The following is a 19,387-nucleotide window of genomic DNA, read 5'->3' on the forward strand; positions in this document are numbered from 1 at the left end:
TTTCTACCACATGCATCCCCTTAAGGGGCATACACCTGTAAATTTCCGTATTCCGCAATAAGCGGGGCCATCTGGCGGAAGCCCAGCTTGCCTTTCCCAAGCAGCGGCCCCCAGGTGGTGCCGTCATCCTTCCAACTGAACAACAATAGATCATTTACGGCAAATTGCACGTACGGCCCCTGCTTCAGCAACTGCATTCGGTATGGTCCCTCCGCATCCGCCGCATCCGGGATCGGATTCGCTCCTTGCGCAACGAGATGAAAGCCGTAGCTTTTCCGCAGATTGCAGGTATGGAACCGTCTTTCCTCCGCGTGTCGCCTACGGAAATAGGATACATGGAACGCGTTGATGTCACCATGATGATACTGGTCGTAGATTCCGCTGCGGCCGGCTAACCCGGCATCAAACAAATCTTGGCCTTCCATTCCCGCTGCGCAGAAGAATAGAATTGCCAGCCCCGGTTCGCGGACCGGCCAGAAATCCCAGGTGACAACGAAATCAGGCGGGAATTGCTCCGGGCACCAGAAGACCAGATTAGCGGCCTGGCCCTCTTCGGGGTCTCGCGTGCTTTCAAGACGCATGCGCCCCATCGGAAAGGTGACGGATGCATCCCCTTCCATCCGGAAATCCGATACGTCCTCAGCCGAACGCAGCGGGTTATTATAAATCATTTTCCATCCGGCGGGAATCAGCATGCTGTTTGTCATCGTCAAGTCAACTCCTGTAGAGGATTCTCCTGAAGCTTAGGCAGATGGTCTGCGATCAGCTCCAAGGCGATAATCGTATTCAGCGACCATTGGGCTGCTTCATTCGTATTCATCCAGTCGATTTCCTGCAGAACGTCGATGTGGGCAACCGTCGCGGCTTCCTCCTGAAGATTCACGGCCGCAAACGGATTGCCAAGCAATATATCCCAGCATTGCCGGGCCGTTGCTTCATCTTTCATGTAGTAAGCGCCGTAAGCAACTATCGCCGCGCTGAGCACCGGATGCTCGAAGCGCGTTGCGCTAATCTCGCCCTTCGTCAGCTTATCCTTCTCTTCCTGCGTCTTGTTGTAATAAACGCCAAGCTCCGCGAGCATCTCTTCCCATTCCGGATTCTTCAGCATGCCGGCCAGCTCGAACCATACCTGCGGTCCGCCCATGCAAATCGCGAGATGCCGTCCCCAGTTATCGTCGCCCATCGGCGTTAAAATTCCCGTCTTTGGATCATAACCGTAGGTCGGACCGGATATCAGCCGGTAATTGGCTCCTTTGATACTGTTAATGCCGACCAGAATTTTGTCACGGTAAGCCGTACTCTCGTAACGTTCCCATTGCGTCATCCAGTTCGAGCTGAAAGCCGCCCAGTCCGGACCAACCCGGATATGGGTCGGATGCTCGTCTTTCGGAAAATAATACCGCATCGGGTCAAGATTAACGGTTGTAAAATCCGAGTCCTTCGTTTCGTTCATCATATCGCCGATCCGCTCATCCGCCGTCAGATAATAAAAGTAACGGTGAAGACCTGCCATGCCGATCCTTGCTTCCTTGCAGCCGCAGCCCCAATGGACTACGTTGTGGCGCGAGCCAAGACCGGCATATTCGCCGAAATGATAGACGTCTACCTCGCTTGTATGCCTGGTCATCGCATCCGCCATCCGGAAGATATCTTCCCGGCCCGATCGCAGAAACATGATCCACAGCCACATATTGGGCGCAAGCTCCGTGTTCTGCCAGGCGCAGCCGCCCAAATCATAGTTCCAGACATGCCGCACCGGATCGTAGCTGTGCATGTAATCGCCGTAATCCCACAATCCGTACCATTTGCGCTGCTCGACTTCCTTTTGGTAAAAGGCAATAATGCCGTCCAGCCTTGCTTCAAGCTGCCGCTTCTCTTCAGTCGAATAATCCGGCAGACTCCATATTCCAAAAGCTCCGGCTTCATGGTAATAGGACGGCTCGCATACAAGCAGGGACGGATTGTCCGTTTCCCGCCCCATCAGCTTCAGCAGCTCCGGCCCCGGCGTTTCCTCCGTACACCAGAGCGTCAGTTCATTCGTATTGGCGATGCCATAAGGCGTTGCGCGCAGTTCCTCCGCCCCTTCATAGGACGATTCCACATGGGTTTTCGTATCGTAATGCCTCATGTCCATCGGTTCGCCTTCCGGCGTCCATAACCATGCGGTAAACGCAGCCTCGTCACCTGAAGCTCCATGAACCTCAAAGCCCGAAGGATGCTTTCTCCAGAAATGCCGCAGCCCGCAGGCAAGTCCGCCCCCTTCGCTGCCAACAAAAGCAAGTCCTCCCGCCCGATGACCATCCGTCGCTTTTACCCAACTGCAGCCTTCGCCGGTTCTTTTCCAGATCCGGTAATGCTCGGACGACTGCTGCATAAGCTTGTAGCCGTCCCAAGTCGCCGAGTCATCCAGCAAGCCAAGGAAATACGCGTCCTCCGCAGCGTCAAAGCTGAACTTGCCGCCTGTTGTTTGCTGCGCGAACAGCTCCCGGTATTTTCCTTTTGTTCTCCGGGTATGAAGGGTTTTGGGAGATTCCGAGAAGAGCCCGTTATCTCCCGAGAAACGGATATGACGGTTGTATAGCTCGCCCCTCATCGGCACGGCAAAGCGTATGCCAAGTCCCTTAATGAAATCCTCGTTCGGGTTGCCGTCATAGAAGAACGTATGCACAATCCGGATCGTCTCAAGACCCGCATACAGGTAGAGCCTCATGGAAAAAGGAAGCCATTCCCGCGTACCGGCGGCTGCCCGGTGCCTGCCGTCGATTTTCACAACCGCGCGAACGGGACCCTCCTGCTCAATAGTTAACCGGTGCACCCGGCTTTCAAACGGTTCCTGCCGGACCGTCCGGACGCCGGATACTTCGCTTGCGCTCTCCCTTATACAAAAAAGCTTTCCGCCGCTGCACAACTCCACCCCATTCCGGGTAATGCCGCGCAGCCAGCTGCTGCCCTGCTTGCCAAGCCTGCAAACGATAACGCCGGTATCCAGCTGAACCGCATCACTCGTCTCCGTCACCTTAACCGTTAAAGGGGCAGCTGCTGCTTCCCCTTTCGTTAAGGTGTAAGATTCCGCTCCGCTTTCAGCGCTTGCCGCTGCGTGAGCGGACCATTTCACGCTTCCGTCCGGCCAGTAAGCGGTCGCCCAGTGCTGCATCGGCACGGGCTCGCCCAAGCTGGTTGTCAGGCGCAAAGCTTCGCCTCGTCCAAGCTCGCCTTCCTTCCACGGAATTCCCCAAGTCATCCCGACCGGCATTGTATTCTGATTTGGCGATAAGCCGTGCAATCGAATCGTGGCAGCCATTATCCTCATCTCCTTCGTCGTTTGGCCTCATTGTAGAAGCTGGCGGATTAACGCTCAATGAGACAATATTGCGGAAGGGTCACACGACGGTTTGCAAATTATTGCGCCGTTTGCACGATCTTGCTTACAGGTGTTGGCTTTGCTCTCTATAGCTGGTTGGCGTCATGCCCTCCAGCTTCTTGAAAATCCGGTTGAAGTAGCTGTGCTGGTAACCGACCTGTTCGGCTACGTCATTGATCTTCAATTCCGATTCCCGTAACAGCTCTTTGGCCCTCTCGATTCTAAGCTCCGTCAGATAGTCGATGAAATTCTTCCCGGTCACCACTTTAAATGACTTGCTCAGGTAAAACGGATTGGTGCCGATATGCTCCGCGCAGTTATCCAGCGAGATATCCTGCCTGTAGTATTGCTGCATGTAGATCATCGCCGCTTCGATTAGCCTCTTCACCTCGGAGCCCGCCCGGCAGGACAGCTCCTTCTGGTAAGGAGCAAGTACTTTATCTCTGAACCAGCAAAGCATCCGCTTCGGCTCCCGGATTTGGGACAGCTGCTCATACAGATTAACGCCTTTGAACAGCCTGTTCGGATTAACCCCGGATACCATAATGACATGCTGGATATTGCCAAGCAGATGGAGCATTCCTTGCTGCACTTCGATTTCCTTGGCTCCGGCGCAGGATAACGCGCCAACAAACGCGCTAAGCAGCTCGCTTGCCTCTTCTTCCTTGCCCGTACGAAGTGCCTGAATAAGCTCCCGCTCCAAGGTAAAAGGATACTGCGGTTCCGCCCAAGCCTCGCCGCCCAGCACTCCCTGCTCCATATCGATAATCTGGTTGGCATTATCGCAATTACGGTAACTGACCGCCTGCTTGACCCGTTCGAACTCGTTCGGCAGGTCGGAAATATGAGCAGTCTGGCGACTGACGGCAAGGGTCACCCTCATCCGCAAAATCCGGTTCACCGAAGTCGTCAGCTCCTCGCTGAAAGCTTCAACCGCCTGCTTATACGAGCCGCCTTCCGGAATACAGAGCATGATTCCTGCCGTTAAATCATGAAAGTTAAGCGTGTCGCTTTGCTCGAAATGCTTGGACGCCAGCTCCTTTATCATATTTACGGCCGCAAACGTAACCAGCCCTTCGTCTCCGCTGCGGAACTTTTCGTCCATATTCGCGATTCCGTTAAGTTGAATGAACAAGACGGCAAAATAACGGCCGCGCACCTCCCATTTGAACTTTTCCATGCGTCGCAGCAAATCTTCGTCCGAATACGCATAGAGATAACCCTGGAGCAGCTGATGCAGAAAGCTTTCTTTCACATGGGGCAGCTGCTCCGCCAGCTTCGAATTCAGCTCAAGCCGCTCCTTATGAAGATGCTGATATTGCTGCTCGATTAGCGCGAACTCATCCTCCTTGCCCGTCCATGCCGCTCCGCCCGAATAACCTCCAAGCAGATTCGCAAGACGCTTGACCGGCGAATAGATCCGGTGGGAGGCGAGCCAGGATAACAAAGCCGCCAGCAGCAAGGAGATCAGGCTTACCGTAATAACTAGCTTAGAGATGAACATCACCGGCGCGATAATGCTGTTGATCGGAGAGGCCGAGACGTACAGCCATTCATCCGAAATTCGCGACAGGCTGCCGTAAGACACGGTGTAGGTCGAACCCTTCCAGTCGAAGAAAAAGGAGCCTTTCTCCGTATTCATCTCATTGATCTTCTCGCGCAGCGCCACCACAAACGAATCGTTGGAAGCGCTTCCGTTCGCGGAAACAAAAAGATCTCCCGATTTCTGCTGCAGGAAAGCTTCCCCTTCGTAATACGGGGTCATCGTCTGAAGCAGACTGGCAATCTTCTCGCTGTCAAACCGGAAGACCAGCACGCCAAACGGATTTGGACTGCCCCCCGGAATATGGTGCACGAGCGTCAAGTCCTTCTGATCCGGATGATCGGAATCAAACGCCCACTGGGTCCAATAGGTCAGGTTTTTACCGTGTATCAGCTTGCTGTATAGGTTTAAATCCTGCTGGTCCTGCAGCGGCGTATATTCGGGATTAAACAATATCCGGCTCTTCCCGCCAACAAACAGCTCGGCTTTCTTGACCAATGCATTCGAGCCTTGCATGGCGATCAGCGTCTTTGTTATATCGTCGGTCCTCTTGAAATCGCGGACAAAATCAAGTCCGTTTAAGCTATAGTCGAATTTGTTGTCAAATGCCCAGTGGGAAAGCAGAAGCTCCAGGTTGCTTAACTGATCATCCATTTGCTCGGAACGTTGTTCAATCTGCTGGTAGTGAAGCTGCAGCAGCTCGCTTTCTACTCGGCCGCCGGCCATCCAATAGATAAGTCCTCCGATAATAAGTCCGGGAATGCCGGAAACGATGAAAATCATAATTAAGCTTTTTCTAAAAAAGCGTCCTTTGCCGGAATCCGTGCGGTTCCGCCAAATTTTCTTTCCATGGAGCATCCTATTCCCCCATTCCATTCGGTTATAAATTTGACCTTATAATAGATTCCAATAAAAGGGAAGCATGAAAATCAGACTATTTTGTGCGAAATTCAGAGTTTTTTCCGGTCATGCCAAAGCACCCATCCTCCCGAAGGAATTTTTGATGGGTGCTAATGGCCTGCTTATTCTATTTCGCGGAGGCTGCGTACAGCTCGTTCATTTCTTTCACCAGGTCGTCGCCGCCGGATTTCTTCCATGTCTCGAAGGCCGCCATCAGACCTGCTTCATCGGTTTGACCTACGATAAACTTGATGCGCGCATCGTTGATGATGTTGTCCAGCTGCTGGCCTTTTTGCGAGTAAACGTCGGAGATAAACGGCTCAGCCGGGTTGGCAACAATGTATTGCTCGGCTTCCTTCTGAATTTCCGTCGTTTGCAGACGAAGCGGCGTTTGCTGCACGACGCGCCCGCGGCCTGCAGGAATGAATGGGAGCATCTGGTTAAGGCCTTCCACCTCGGATTCCAGAAGGGCAGCATCCTTGGTAGGCACGATAAATTCCCCGTCCAGCGTATAATGCTTGCCTTCAATGCCATATCCGGCCAGCGTTGTCAGATCGTCATCGTTCATTTGATCCAGGAATTTAAGCACGCGCTTCAGCTCTTCTTCCGTCTTGACCGTCCCTTTCGGAATCGCCAGCAAGCCTGCGAAGCCGGAGGTCGGCAGCGCTTTTAGCTTACCATCCGCTCCCGTCACGCCAATCATATTGTCCATGTATTGGGCATCCGGATTATCTTTGTTTTCCTTGGCAAGCGCCGCATGAATCTTATCTTCAATCCGTCCGGCTGTATCCGTCACGTCAACAATAACGCCGGCTTGGCCGTTAACGATCGGATCCACCCATTTCGCGGAATCGAATACCGCAAAGTCCTGGTTGATCAGCTTCTCGTCGTACAGCTTTTTCATAAATTTAAGAGCTTCCAAATATTCAGGCGTCTGATGCTCCGGCACCAGCTTTCCGTCTACAACGCCCCATTTGTTTGGCGCGCCGAACCACAGCTTGATCGTATCAAAGGCGCTTGCCCAAGCTCCGGTCCATTTCACCAGCACCATGCCGTACGTATCGTCCTTTCCGTTCTTGTCAGGGTCCTTCTCCTTAAACGCCTTCAGCATGTTATAAAACTCATCAACCGTCTTTGGCGGTTCAAGACCAACCGCTTCCAGCCAATCCTTGCGGTAGACAATCCCGTTACGTCCAAGGGCGCGTCCACGGTAGATGCCGTAGTTTTTGCCGTCGATGGAGGAGTTGTTCATAATGACCTCGTTCGCCTGGCTTAAATTCGGATAATCCTTCAGATAAGGACCAAGCTCCCAGAAAGCGCCGGAACGAACGGCGTTCACAAAGCTGGGATCTTTCGAGCCCGGTACGTATATAATTTCAGGAAGCTTCGTGGAAGCAAGCGTGATGTTGAATTTATCCCCGTAGGAGGCGTTAGGCACCCATTCCAGGTGAATGTTCGTATTTGTCTTCTTCTCAATCTCCGTGACAACAGGACCGTCGTCTTTAGGAAAGTTCGTCTTGAAGATTGGCAGCATAATGCTGATGTCCAGCGGCTTCTCGGCGGCCGCGTCGGTTGTGGCTGCGGCGGTTGCCGTTGCACCTGCCGATTCTTCCGGCTTAGCCGTATCTTCTTTGTTGCCGCTGCAGCCGGCAATCGCTGTCATGGCCAATGTTCCGAGAGCTGCTGTTGCTACCCATTTTTGCGTCTTTTTGTTCATCTTTACTGGTGCCTCCCTTTAATTTTAATTTGTTATATCGCAATCCGTATTACCCCTTGACCGAGCCGATCAAGACCCCTTTGGCGAAATGCTTCTGAAGGAACGGATAGACGAGCAGAATCGGAATGGTGCCAATGACGATAACGGCCATTTTGATCGATTGATCCGGCGGTGCGACAAAGTTTGGATCCATGGAATTAATGTCGCCGGCGGCCGTCTGCGAGAGCAGCACGATTTGTCTGAGCATAACCTGAAGCGGCCATTTCTGCGGATCGTTGATGTACAGCAGGGCGGAATAGAAGTTGTTCCAATGCCCTACCGCATAAAACAGCGTAAATGTCGCAAGCACCGGCATCGAGAGCGGCAGGACGATTTTCCACAGCAGTCCCAGCTCGGTACATCCGTCAATCCTGGCCGCTTCCTCCAGCTCGGCGGGCAGCTCCTGGAAGAAGTTTTTCACGATAATCAAGTTAAAAGCGCTAATCGCGCCGGGAAGCATTAAGGCCCAAAAAGAATCGAGCAGATGAAGATCGCGGACAACCAGGTAGGTCGGAATCAGTCCTCCGCCGAACAGCATCGAGAATACGATCAAGTTAAGCACCGTATTTCTCCCCATCAGATTACGCTTGGACAAGGCATAAGCCATCGTCACCGTAAAGAACAGATTCACTGCCGTGCCCACAACCGTTACATACAGTGACACCTTAATACTTTGCAGAATCGTATCCGTTGAGAAAATAAACTGGTAGGCCGCGGTGGTAAACGTACTCGGAATCAGGAACACGGCTCTCTTCGTTAATTCCGCATCCGATGCGAAGGATCCCGCTATGATGTAGATAAAAGGCAGCACGGCCAGCAGGCTGATGACGCTTAGCACAATCGCGTTCGATATATCGAATGCGGTCCCGGATGCGCTTCTATATTGTTTTGCCACGAACTAATCCCCCCTTTGCTGCGCAAAAAGCCGGGTTAAGGCTATTGCGGTAATTCTTACTTCGTAAGCATGACCTAATAAATACCGGATTGTCCAAACCGTTTGGCCAGCCAGTTCGCTCCAAGCACAAGCGTGACGCCAATAACCGCCTTGAACAAGCCTACGGCCGTACTGTAGCTGAACGCCCCTTGCGTGATCCCCATCATATAGACATAGGTATCAAACACTTCGGCAGACTCCCGGTTCAACGGGTTCAGCATCAGGAAGATCTGCTCGAATCCGTTGTCCAGCACATCGCCCATCCGCAGAATCAGCAAAATAATAATCGTGCTGCGGATCGACGGAAGCGTAATATGCCACAGCTGCCTCCAACGGTTCGCCCCGTCCGTAATCGCCGCTTCGTATTGCTCGACATCTACCCCTGCAAGCGCTGCCAGAAAAATAATCGTGCCAAATCCGGTTTCCTTCCAGACGGTCTGCATGATAATCATCGGCCGGAACCAATCCGGACTGGCGAGAAAATCGATCTTGGCGCCCGTATACTTGAATAGGAACTCGTTAATCACACCGCCTTCCGTCGTCAGAAAGACATACGTCAAGCTGGCTACGATAACAAGCGAGATGAAATGCGGGATGTAGATCAAGGTTTGTACGATTCTTTTGAAGAACGCCAGCCTCAGCTCGTTTAATAGAAGAGCTAATATAATAGGTGCCGGGAAGTAGAACACCAAATTGTACAAGGAAAGTATTAAAGTGTTTCGCAGCAGCATGAAAAATTCGGGATTGGTGAAGAACACCCGGAAATGCTCTAGCCCCACCCAATCACTTTTCCAGAAGCCAAGGAAGGGCTGATAGTTTTTGAACGCTAGCAGCACGCCCCACATGGGTACGTATTTGAAAATAATGAAATATAACAGGCCTGGAGTTAAAAGCAAGTACAGCCACTTGTCTTTCTTGAGTCTCGCCAGCACGTTAGGTCGTGTTCTTGCATGAATGGTTGTCGCCTGCATCAGTTCTGCTTGGCTGGGAGCAGCCGCCTGCTTCATTTGAGGTCACCTCCAAGTTTTGGTTGCATCGCATGACCTCATTATTAAACCTCCCTCGCCTTTCCGCCAATCGGACATTTTTGAGAAAACCCTTTCAAACCATGGATACAAGCGCTAATCAAGATAATGCAAACCCGTCAAAATAGTAGAAAGTCCCGGCAAAAGAGGCAAAATTGTACGATTGTTCATGGGAAAGAAGCTGTATCATGGGGCAGCCTGGTATCCGGAGCTGTGGGATGAGGATGTCGTGGCAGAAGATTTGAAACGGATGAAGGATGACGGCACGAATCATCCTTTTTTCAGGGAGAAGGCAGCGGTCTTCGTGTCGGAAATTATTGCGCGGGCAATATCATACGATCCCGACGGATGCTGCTCTTGGCAGGCGGGGAAACGCGAAAGAAGCATCGCTCTCCGGTAAACGGAAAGCGATGCTTCTTCTTTTGCTTTTATGATTTATTTTTGGATGGATGCTGCTTCAATGTCGCCGTATGCCCAATGGCTTGCCGGAACATCCTTCCAGGAAGATGCTCCGCCGCTGGATGGGTTAATGCCCAACGAGCGATTGATTACAACAACGGCTTCGGCGCGAGACAGCGTGCGATCCGGCCGGAACATGCCGTCGGCGTACCCTTTAATGTAACCGGCACCTTCGGCGGCTTTCACCGCTTGCTCCGCCCAGTGACCGGTTGTATCCGCGAAGCCGGCGCCTAATTTGGAGCCGCCACCGGCAAGACGTACGGCAAGCTGTGCCATCTCGGCACGCGTAATCGCCTTCTCCGGACGGAACGTGCCGTCGGCATAACCTTTCATCAAACCGGCTGCCGTAGCCTTGCGGATTGCATCCGCCGCCCAGTACCCTTGCTTGACGTCGCTATAAACGCGGCTGTCTTCTCCTGCCGTGGCGTCCTGCGCAATACGCGACAGAATGGTCGCCATCTCCGCGCGGGTAATCGCCTTCTCCGGCTTAAACAGATTGCCTTCGAAGCCATTCATGTACGCGGCCGGAGCCGATTCCGAAGCTTCGCCCAGCTTCACGAGCGCAAATGTGCTGAACTTCGAATTCTTGAATTGAATTCCCTTGCCTCCGTCCATATCGACAACAGAGCCTTGCTTGTATTCTACCGTACCATCGCTATGCTCGATGTAGACGCCGATATGCGAAAGCGCTTCGGAGTTCCAATCTCCCGCAGGAAGCGGCAGCACAAGCGTTGTCTCTCCTTCCGGCAGATTTGTGTCAATATCCGCCGGAATGCCGATCAGCGTTATCTTGCTGTCCTTGACGGCTGCGGAAACAACCGTGGACAGATTGGCGCGGCGTTCGAGCTGCGCTTTCCGCTCGTTAACCGGCGAAATGACGAAGTGTACTTCCGTGTTTACGTTTTTCAATACCGCATTAGGCACATGGATCTTCGCGCCGGACACGTCAATATCCAGATCAAGTCCGCTGGCTGCGAGCAGTTTGACCGCTTCCGCATCCAGCTTCACTCCGGTCTCTGCCGCTTCGCCTTTCGAATCCGGCACCACCAGCTTTAAGGAGCTTGCTCCCGATGCCTTACGCGCGTCAATGAGCGCTTTCGCTTCCGTGGCGGCCAGCGTCAGCTCATCCCGCACCGTTCCGTCCGGCTGCGTCGTGCGAACAACTTTTGGCGCTGCAGGCTCAACCGGCGTCGTTACGCTTCCTCCGCCTCCGGATACCGGCGGCACGCTTGCTTCCGCAGCGGTAAACCGCAGGGCATCGGCAAGCATCAGCTCACCGGACTTATTAACGACGCGGATCGTATGCGAACCCGCGGTTAATCCCGAGACGCTGTACAGGCTTACTTGCGAGTCGCGGCTGTCTGCATGAGCATTAACCGTCTTCTTCAGCTCACCGTCAATATATACTTCCATCTCGCCTTGCTTTGGTCCAACCGGCGACAGCAGCTCGATGCCGGTGCCTTTAAACGTATAGGAGAAGGCTGCTCCTTCCGCCGCGGACGCATGCGCGTCGTCGCCGTAGTCGCCCCGGAAGCGTAGCGTCAGCTTCGTTGTTCCGACCGGCTGAGTGGCCAAGTACTGTTGCTTGATGGTCAACACATGATCTTCAATCGCGTAATCAGTGCCGCGAACAAGCGCTGTTGAACCGTTATATATGCCGTTCAGGCTGTCCGGACTTGCCAGCAGATTAACGCTGACATCAGCAGGCGCGTTCTTCGCAAAGTCCGTCGAGGAAACATCGATCAGGTCCGGCAGCTGCACGCGCAGCGTGTCGAGCAGCATAAATTTCCCTGATTTCTTCACGGCTTTGATCGTATGGAAGCCGTTCGTCAAGCCGCGAACCGTATACACGGTCCGCTGCGGAGCGTTGTGCGCACCCGCCTCGTACGTGCTTACATTGCCTTGGCTGACTCCATCGATGAAGATTTCAACGTTGCCTTGACCTTCATCGACCTCGGTAATATAGTCAATCCCCGTGCCTTGGAACGTATACGTGAAGAAGGAGTCATTGTTCTCCGTCCATTGCACGTCATCCTTGTAGTCGCCGAGACCGCGGCCGCTGCTGCGGTTCCAGCTGCCCGTATAGCGGATGCCCGGGTCGTCATTGTTTACGAAGACGTAACGGCCAGGCGAAGCCGAATTAATTACGGTAAGCGCAAGCGTTCTTGGGCCGCTGCTCGAGAATTCGAACGACAAGCTTGCGTCCCCAACCGGCAGCGATGCCAAATAGGATTTGGCGATACGGACAACGTTGCCGTCAACCGTATAATCCGTTCCTTCCGTCAACGCATTTGCGCCGTTCTTAACGCCGGTCAGCTCGTTAGAGTCGCCAAGCGTCAGCGTAACCGCAAGATCCGCTTGAGCGCCTGGACGCTTATCGAACGAAGCCGATACCGGACTGATCGAAGTGCCGCTAACGGCAATGGATAACGTCTGTGCGGCGCCTCCCGCGAATTGGAAGCTGAGTGCCGCTGCCTGACCGGAAGCCTGCTGCGCCAGATAAGACGACTTAATCGTCACGGCGCCGTCAGACACCGTATAGTCGGTTCCTTGCTGGAGCGCCGATCCACCGTTGCTTACGCCGGTCAACGAGCTCTTGCCTAGTTGCAGCGGAACCGTAATGTCAGTCGGTTCATCCTTATTGAAACTTGTCGACGAAGGGCTGCCCAGCAGCGTATCCGCCGTAACCTTGAACCCATCAAATAGGAAATAATATTGGCCGCCTGCATTCCGGACCGCCTTCAGCGTATGCGTGCCTTGCGGCAGATCAGCCACGCTGAATACGGAATGCTGTCCGACCTGGTCGCTTCCATAGGAATCAACCGTCGACTTAAATTCACCGTCGATATAGATATCAATCTTGCCGCTGCTTGTGCTTTGCTCCGATAGCAGCTCAATCCCCGTACCCTGGAACGTGTACGTTAACTCCGGCTCCGAACCATCCGGCTCGCCGTAATGCACGTCGCCCATGTAATCGCCGAAGGACCGGCCGGTGCTGTGACCCCATTTATTGGCGTACGCAATTGCCGGATCATCATCGTTGATCGTAACCGTATAGGAGGAAGACGCAGCGTCTCCCAAACCCGTTGAACCGTCGGCAGCACCAGAATCACCGCTGTTGCCAGCGCCCGAATCCACGCCGGAGCTGCCACCCGAACCCGAAGAGTCCGTGATGACAACGGACAAGTCCTGTGCGTCGCGCACAAGCTCGTTGCCGCCGTTGCGCGTCCAATCGCCCGTATATTTCATGCCGGTATCGTCATCGTTAACGATCGAGGTGCCGTTTTGTACCGTCACCTTAAACAGGCGCGATGCATGCGGCTCGAGGAATAACGGATCAATGCCGGTTGCCGAGCTGCCCATTTCCTTATGGCTCCACAGGTCGCGGATCGAACCGGTACCGCTTAAGCCGATATCGCTCCATTTCACGCCAACCCGAGCGCCTTTGCTGCCAAGATTAAACAACGCCACCGTATACGTGCCGTCACCGTTATTGGCGTACCAAGCTTGCTGATCGGTATCCATCGATACCGGATGAATCGGATGACCCGCTTGATTGACGGCGATTACCTCATCGTTCGTATAGAGAGATAAGCCGTAATCATCCAGATTGGTTAAGTCGTCCCCGGTATAAAATTGCGCGGCCGAAGCGGCCCACAAAGTAGCGGCCGTCTGCCGTTCGTCCTTCGTCAAGCCTGACGTTTCACCGTTGCCGACGTTCAGGGAATCGAAGTCGTTCCAGCCGCCAGGTCCGGCATCGCGCCACCAAAGAGCCGCGCCCGGGAACAACCTGGCGACGTTGGCCCATTGCGTCATGCCAATGTTCGGATCGTACGCCTCGACATCCCAGTCGATGCGCCAGCCGTTAGCGTATTTCTTCCAATAATCCACGTAGTTGTGATCTAGCGCCCAGCTCAGCTCCAGCCAGATGCCGTGCTTGCTTAACGCTTCCGACCACGCTTTAACGTCGCCGCGCGCATCGATGCTCTCGTCGTTATGGCCGGAGCCCGGCGTCACGCTGTCGAACTTAACGAAATCGACGCCCCACGACGCGACCAGATCGGCAACGGAGTCGACCCATTTTTGCGCGCATGGATTACTGAAATCGATCTTGTAGCCGAGATTCCAATAATCGCCGTATTTATAGGGCCTCACGGCGATGTCGCCGATTGTGCATTCCGGAGCTCCATAGATAGGCAGGTCGCGTTCAACCGCGTCCGGCGATATGCCGGGAATCATATAGATACCAACCTTCTGCCCGTTGGCATGCACATAGTCTATGAGGTTCTCGAAGCCGTTCGGATACTTCTCCGTGCTCGGAACAGGCCGTCCGTATTCGTCCATGCTGCCGTTCCAGCCCGCGTCGATATTAATGTATTCGTATCCGTGGGCTTGCAGCTTTTCGTGCATCGTATCGGACATCAGCTTAATTTTATCTTCCGAGATCCAGTTGCCCGACGGTCCGTCGTACACCTGCATGCTGTAGCTGCTCCAGCCCATGTAAGGCTTCTGCGCCAAACCGTTGTCGGCCGCCTCCGCGACGTTCGTCCGCGGTGGAATGAAGCCGATTTGCGCCAGGACGGCGACCACCAGAAGTATCCCCATCCACGCCTTATTCCGGCGTTTTGCGTTAACGCTCAATCTTTGCATCCCCTTTACCCGTGTTATTCGGCAGCGCTGCGCGTCCGTTATGTAAGTACGTCAGTAAATGCGGACTCCGTAATGAAAACGCTTACCGTACATCCGATTGTAGCGATCGTCCGCTTGCGAAGGTAGGTACATCTCGGTCGTTTAGCGTACCGATTTCCCGATTTAGGGGGTACAAATCGCCTTTTAATGGACAATTCCCCCTGTACGCCGATCGATTAGGAGAAAATAACGCAAACGGGACGCCGCGGAGCAAGCCCGCATCGTCCCGTTTGCAATTGTTTTATTGATTTGCCAATTCCGCTGCTTGAGCCGGACTAAGAGCTCCTTCATACACCTGCAGTTCATCGAGCTGACCTTTGAACGGTGCATCCCACCAGTTCACGCCAAGACTGAAGACCGAATCCGTACCTGTGAAAATATCCGGGAAGTTCGAACCGCTGAATTTCTGTACGCCATTAACGTAAACGGTCAAGGTACCGTTATCAACGGAATAAGCCAGCTGCGTCCATTCACCGGTTGGAATCGTAAGTCCCGCGATGCCGTCATACCAGACGCCGCTTCCGGACCATACCATTGTATTGTCTGCAGCCGGACCCTTTGGCACCAGACTCACCCAGTTAAAGCCATCCTTGGCACCAAAAAAGGTGGTCGTATACGTCGTCAGCTGATCAGGCTTCACCCAAAGCGATACCGAATACTGATTGCTGTCGATCAGCTTGTTAGGAAGCCGTACACCGGAATTGCCATCGAACACGGCGGCTTGGCCAGCCACTCCTGCCGAATAGGACAACGTGCCTCCCGTATTATCGATCCGGTTGCCGGTAACCGAACCTGCACCAAAGCTGCCGGTAGAGTCGCTTACATTATTTTCGAACGAGTACTTCGCAACCAGCGATGCGTCCGTGTAAGGAAGGACCGTTAAAGCGAAGCTCTTTGCTTCCGATACCATTCCCTTCCTAACAACCGCCGTTAATGTTACCGTCGCCGAAGGCGAGCCGGAAGCCGGCCGGGTTACAACGCCCTGGGAAGTTACCACAGCCGGATTGCTGGAAGTCCAAGCAATCGAGGCATGGCGTGCTCCTTCCGAAGGAAGATTCAAATTCGCAATTACGCGGCTTGTATCCCCCACAGTTAGATCGGCCAGGACATCCTGTACAATCTGCGATTCTGTCTCCTCCTTCTGCTTGCTTCCCCAGATCGTAACTCCGTCACCCGACATCGCCGTAAAAGTCATCGCAAACGACTGCGACATCGGATCCCAGCCCTTGACGAACACGCCTTTGTACGTCATGCCGCCTAAGGTAAGCTCGGCATCGTTACGGCCGGTTGTTTTCCATGTGCCTTCCACGTCGCCAGACACTTTGTTGTTCTTATTCAGCGTAATATAGCTCGACTCCACAATATCGGCCGTTGTTCCTTTGCCGTGGTTAATAAACTTATATTCGCCGATCAGATCCTGGCGGTTCACCTTCTCCAGAACCTCTCCCGAATACCGGTAAGGCGCGGTTACGAGCCAGCCGTCCTTGTTCATAAACATTTGATGAACGCGAACCTCGTGGACCTCGCCTTTTTGCGGGAACCTGGAATGAAAGACGAGAAACATTTTTCCTGTCTTCGGATCCTGGTAGAAAGAATTATGTCCCGGGGATACGTAGCCGTAGCCGATGCCGGTTCCCGGGTCCCCTACTTCGCGCTTGAACAGGAAGTTGCCCATCAGCTTGTTGCCAACTGCCGAGTTGTCGGTATCTTCCGCAAGCACCGCGCTTTTGCCCGCCGCATCCACAAATGGGCCCAGCGGATTTCTCGAGCGGTACAGCCTCATGTTATAACCGCCGTCCGCGCCCAGCCAGCCAATGGTTTCAAACAAATAGTAGTAGTCCGTATCTTTGTTATAGACCATGTAAGGCCCTTCGCCGGATTTGTAATAACCGCCTGCGATCTTGGTCCCGAAATAACGGTCTGTCAAACGACCGTCCTTCGTAACCGAATCCTTGCCCGGATAAATGGCTCTGCCGGTCGCCGGATCAATCTGCAGGGAGAAGATGCCGCCCGACCAGGAGCCATAGGACATCCACAGCTTGCCGCTCTTGTCGAACATCAACTGCGGGTCAATCGCGTTCGGGTAGTTGATATTGGCGAACGTTCCGTCCGCATTAAACCATTTGTCGCTCTCGCCGCCCAGCTTGCCTGCCGATATTAACTGCGGAATATTGGTATTGGTCCACTTTTTGTTTATGACGCTGTTGGCATCATAAGCTACATTTGCCGTGAAGCCGGAATACACAAGCGTATCTACGTACGTATAGGGACCCTCGATATTTTGGGATACCGCAAAGCCAATCGCTGAACGGATATACGTCGAAGACGTGCAGTAATAAAGCATATAAGCGCCTTTTGTTCCGTCCGCGTTGCGGTAGCCGGCATTCCAGAATACGTCCGGCGCCCAGACGGAGAAGCCGCCTTTGCTGTCGGAGTCATTCTCGCCCGCCCATTTGAAGGAAGTCGCAAGGTTTTGCGAGAGATTGCCGTAAAGGACGTTATTAGGTGTTGTATATCCGTTGGTGAAGGTCGTCCAGTTCATCAGATCGGTAGACTTAGCTGCTTCAATATGAGAGCCAAACACATAATACGTATCTCCGTCCCGGACGATGGAAGGGTCGTGTACGGACACATTGGTGAAAGCCGGATCCGCCGGCACAACGCTGGATCCTGGTTTATCGCCACCCTCTGCCGAGGGGGCTGCGCTTCCCCTTGCGGTAAGCGGCATGGTTAATGTAAAAACCAGCATAAGCATAACAAGCTTTTTTAATTTCATAGATTCGTGCATGCTCCTCTCCCCTTATGGAATCATCCTTTAACGGAACCGATCATTACCCCTTTCTCGAAATATTTTTGCAGGAACGGGTACAGCATCAGAATCGGCAGAGACGATACGATAATAACGCCGTATTTGATCTGGTCGGCATAACGCTGGGCATAACCGCCCGATGCCGCGCCGCCGCCCGTACCCGCTCCGTTCTGGAATACCTGGTTGGACAGCAAAATATCCCTTAGCACGATTTGCAGCGGCTGGAGCTTGTTGTCCCGGATATAGATCAAACCGGTAAAGAAATCATTCCAGTGTCCGACCAGGTAATATAACCCGATAACCGAAATCAAAGCCTTGGACAATGGCAAAGCGACCTTGGCGAAATACATAAAATGCGAGCAGCCGTCCATCACCGCCGCCTCGTAAAGCTCCGCGGGCAGCGCGGTCTCAAAGAACGTGCGGGCTATAATCAAATAGAAGATATTCACGCAAAACGGCAGGATAAATACCCAGAACGTATTCGTAATATGAAGATCCTTCATCAGCAGGTAGGTCGGGATCAGACCGCCGTTAAAAAACATCGTGACGACAAACAGGAACATAATCGGCCGTCTCGCCTTAAATTCCTTCCGCGACAGCACGTAAGCGGCCGGCATCGTAAACAGCATGTTGACCAGCGTTCCGAACACGGTGTAGAACAACGTATTCCGGTAGCCGATCCATACCCGGCTGTCCTGGAATATCTCCTTATACCCAAACAGGCTTGTGCCCTTCGGAAAAAACAGCACCTTCCCCGTAGATACGAGCGTTGAATCGCTGAACGAGGCAATCACGATGAAATAGAGCGGATATAAGATGATGACAAATATAACCGCGCATAACGTATAAAGCGCGATATGAAAGGCGAGTTCACTCCCTTTCATGCCCTTGAGCGCCATGTGGCCATCCCTCCTTTCTATCCGAATTAATACAGACTTGTGTTGGACATTTTCTTTGAAGCGGCATTCATCGCAAACAAGAATACAAAGTTGATCAGCGTATTAAATAATCCTATTGCCGAAGCATAGCTGAATTGGTTGGACACAATGCCTATTTTATACACATAAGTGGCGATAACCTCCGAGACCGGCAGGTTCAGAGAATTTTGCATCAGGAAGATTTTCTCAAACCCCGTGCTTAAGATATTCCCCATGCTAAGAATGAACAAAATAATAATAGTAGGAACAAGCGCCGGAAGATCGACATACCGGATCATCTTCATTCTGCTCGCCCCGTCAATCTTGGCGGAGTCATAGAGCTGCGGATCAACGGTAGACAGTGCAGCCAGGTAAATAATGCTGTTCCAGCCGCAATGCTGCCAAATATCCGACAGGACATAGACGGGGATAAAGGTATTGGTCGAAGCAATCAGATTGATATGGCCAAGCCCCAGCCCTTTCATCAAATGGCCAACAACGCCGGTTTCCGGCGACATCAGCACGTTCATCATGCCGACAAGGACGATAATCGATATAAAATGCGGCAGATAAACCGTCGTCTGCATCACATTTTTAAACCGCTTGCGACGAATCTGATTCAGAATCAATGCCAGAATAATAGGCGCCGGAAATCCGACGATAATGGTCGCCAAGCTGATCAGGAACGTATTGCGCATCAGATCGGTGAACAGATAGCTGTCAATGAACTGCTTGAAATAATCGATGCCCCTCCAGGCGCCGCCGGTCAAGCCTTTCGTAAAATCGAAATCCTTGAAAGCAAGCTGAATGCCGTACATCGGTATATAATTAAAGATCAGAACAGCGGCAATAGCGGGCGCAATCATAACCCACAGCTGATAATCCCGTCTTAATGCCCGAAGTCCTCCTCCTAATAATCGCATCGGCCGATAACCTCCCTTGCCAACCTGAGCCGGCATACCGCGTCAAGCACGGCATGCCGGCTTCCGTGGTC

Annotated in this window: 11 protein-coding genes; 1 reads left to right on the forward strand and 10 read right to left on the reverse strand. The window is 53.0% G+C overall.

Annotated elements, in window-relative coordinates:
• Nucleotides 1–20 precede the first annotated feature (20 nt).
• From PJDR2_RS20655 to PJDR2_RS20680, 6 genes are all read right to left on the reverse strand, one after another.
• Entirely contained in the window at nt 21–707 is a 687-nt protein-coding gene (locus PJDR2_RS20655) for a YesU family protein (RefSeq protein WP_015845666.1), read from the reverse strand.
• A 2-nt stretch (nt 708–709) separates the two neighbouring features.
• A complete protein-coding gene (locus tag PJDR2_RS20660) occupies nt 710–3,301 on the reverse strand; it encodes a hypothetical protein (protein ID WP_015845667.1) in 2,592 nt (863 codons plus the stop codon).
• A gap of 124 nt (nt 3,302–3,425) precedes the next feature.
• Nucleotides 3,426–5,687 (reverse strand): helix-turn-helix domain-containing protein, encoded by a 2,262-nt coding sequence (locus tag PJDR2_RS20665; RefSeq protein WP_265525065.1) that lies wholly within the window; start codon nt 5,685–5,687, stop codon nt 3,426–3,428.
• Nucleotides 5,688–5,931: 244 nt separating this feature from the next.
• Nucleotides 5,932–7,521 (reverse strand): extracellular solute-binding protein, encoded by a 1,590-nt coding sequence (locus tag PJDR2_RS20670; protein WP_015845669.1) that lies wholly within the window; start codon nt 7,519–7,521, stop codon nt 5,932–5,934.
• 49 nt (nt 7,522–7,570) lie between these two features.
• A complete protein-coding gene (locus tag PJDR2_RS20675; protein WP_015845670.1) occupies nt 7,571–8,455 on the reverse strand; it encodes a carbohydrate ABC transporter permease in 885 nt (294 codons plus the stop codon).
• A gap of 74 nt (nt 8,456–8,529) precedes the next feature.
• Entirely contained in the window at nt 8,530–9,465 is a 936-nt protein-coding gene (locus PJDR2_RS20680) for an ABC transporter permease (RefSeq protein WP_150106683.1), read from the reverse strand.
• A 217-nt stretch (nt 9,466–9,682) separates the two neighbouring features.
• Here PJDR2_RS20680 and PJDR2_RS20685 point away from each other — a divergent pair, with 217 nt between their 5' ends.
• Nucleotides 9,683–9,919 carry a hypothetical protein gene (locus PJDR2_RS20685; RefSeq protein ID WP_015845672.1) on the forward strand — a complete coding sequence of 79 codons (237 nt, stop codon included), beginning with the start codon at nt 9,683–9,685 and terminating at the stop codon, nt 9,917–9,919.
• Between the two features lie 35 nt (nt 9,920–9,954).
• Here PJDR2_RS20685 and PJDR2_RS20690 read toward each other — a convergent pair whose 3' ends face one another.
• The 4 genes from PJDR2_RS20690 to PJDR2_RS20705 all read right to left on the reverse strand — a co-directional run bounded on the left by PJDR2_RS20690 (nt 9,955) and on the right by PJDR2_RS20705 (nt 19,316).
• The gene (locus tag PJDR2_RS20690; RefSeq protein ID WP_049790065.1) at nt 9,955–14,619 is read right to left on the reverse strand and encodes a X2-like carbohydrate binding domain-containing protein; all 4,665 of its coding nucleotides are present in this window, start codon (nt 14,617–14,619) and stop codon (nt 9,955–9,957) included.
• A 289-nt stretch (nt 14,620–14,908) separates the two neighbouring features.
• Nucleotides 14,909–17,443: a LamG-like jellyroll fold domain-containing protein gene (locus PJDR2_RS20695; protein ID WP_041613531.1), complete on the reverse strand. Its 2,535-nt coding sequence runs from the start codon at nt 17,441–17,443 to the stop codon at nt 14,909–14,911.
• A 32-nt stretch (nt 17,444–17,475) separates the two neighbouring features.
• Nucleotides 17,476–18,375 (reverse strand): carbohydrate ABC transporter permease, encoded by a 900-nt coding sequence (locus tag PJDR2_RS20700; protein WP_015845675.1) that lies wholly within the window; start codon nt 18,373–18,375, stop codon nt 17,476–17,478.
• Nucleotides 18,376–18,401: 26 nt separating this feature from the next.
• A complete protein-coding gene (locus PJDR2_RS20705; RefSeq protein WP_015845676.1) occupies nt 18,402–19,316 on the reverse strand; it encodes an ABC transporter permease in 915 nt (304 codons plus the stop codon).
• Between the last annotated feature and the right edge of the window lie 71 nt (nt 19,317–19,387).

Origin of the sequence: Paenibacillus sp. JDR-2, from assembly GCF_000023585.1 — a bacterium.
Taxonomy (GTDB): domain Bacteria; phylum Bacillota; class Bacilli; order Paenibacillales; family Paenibacillaceae; genus Pristimantibacillus.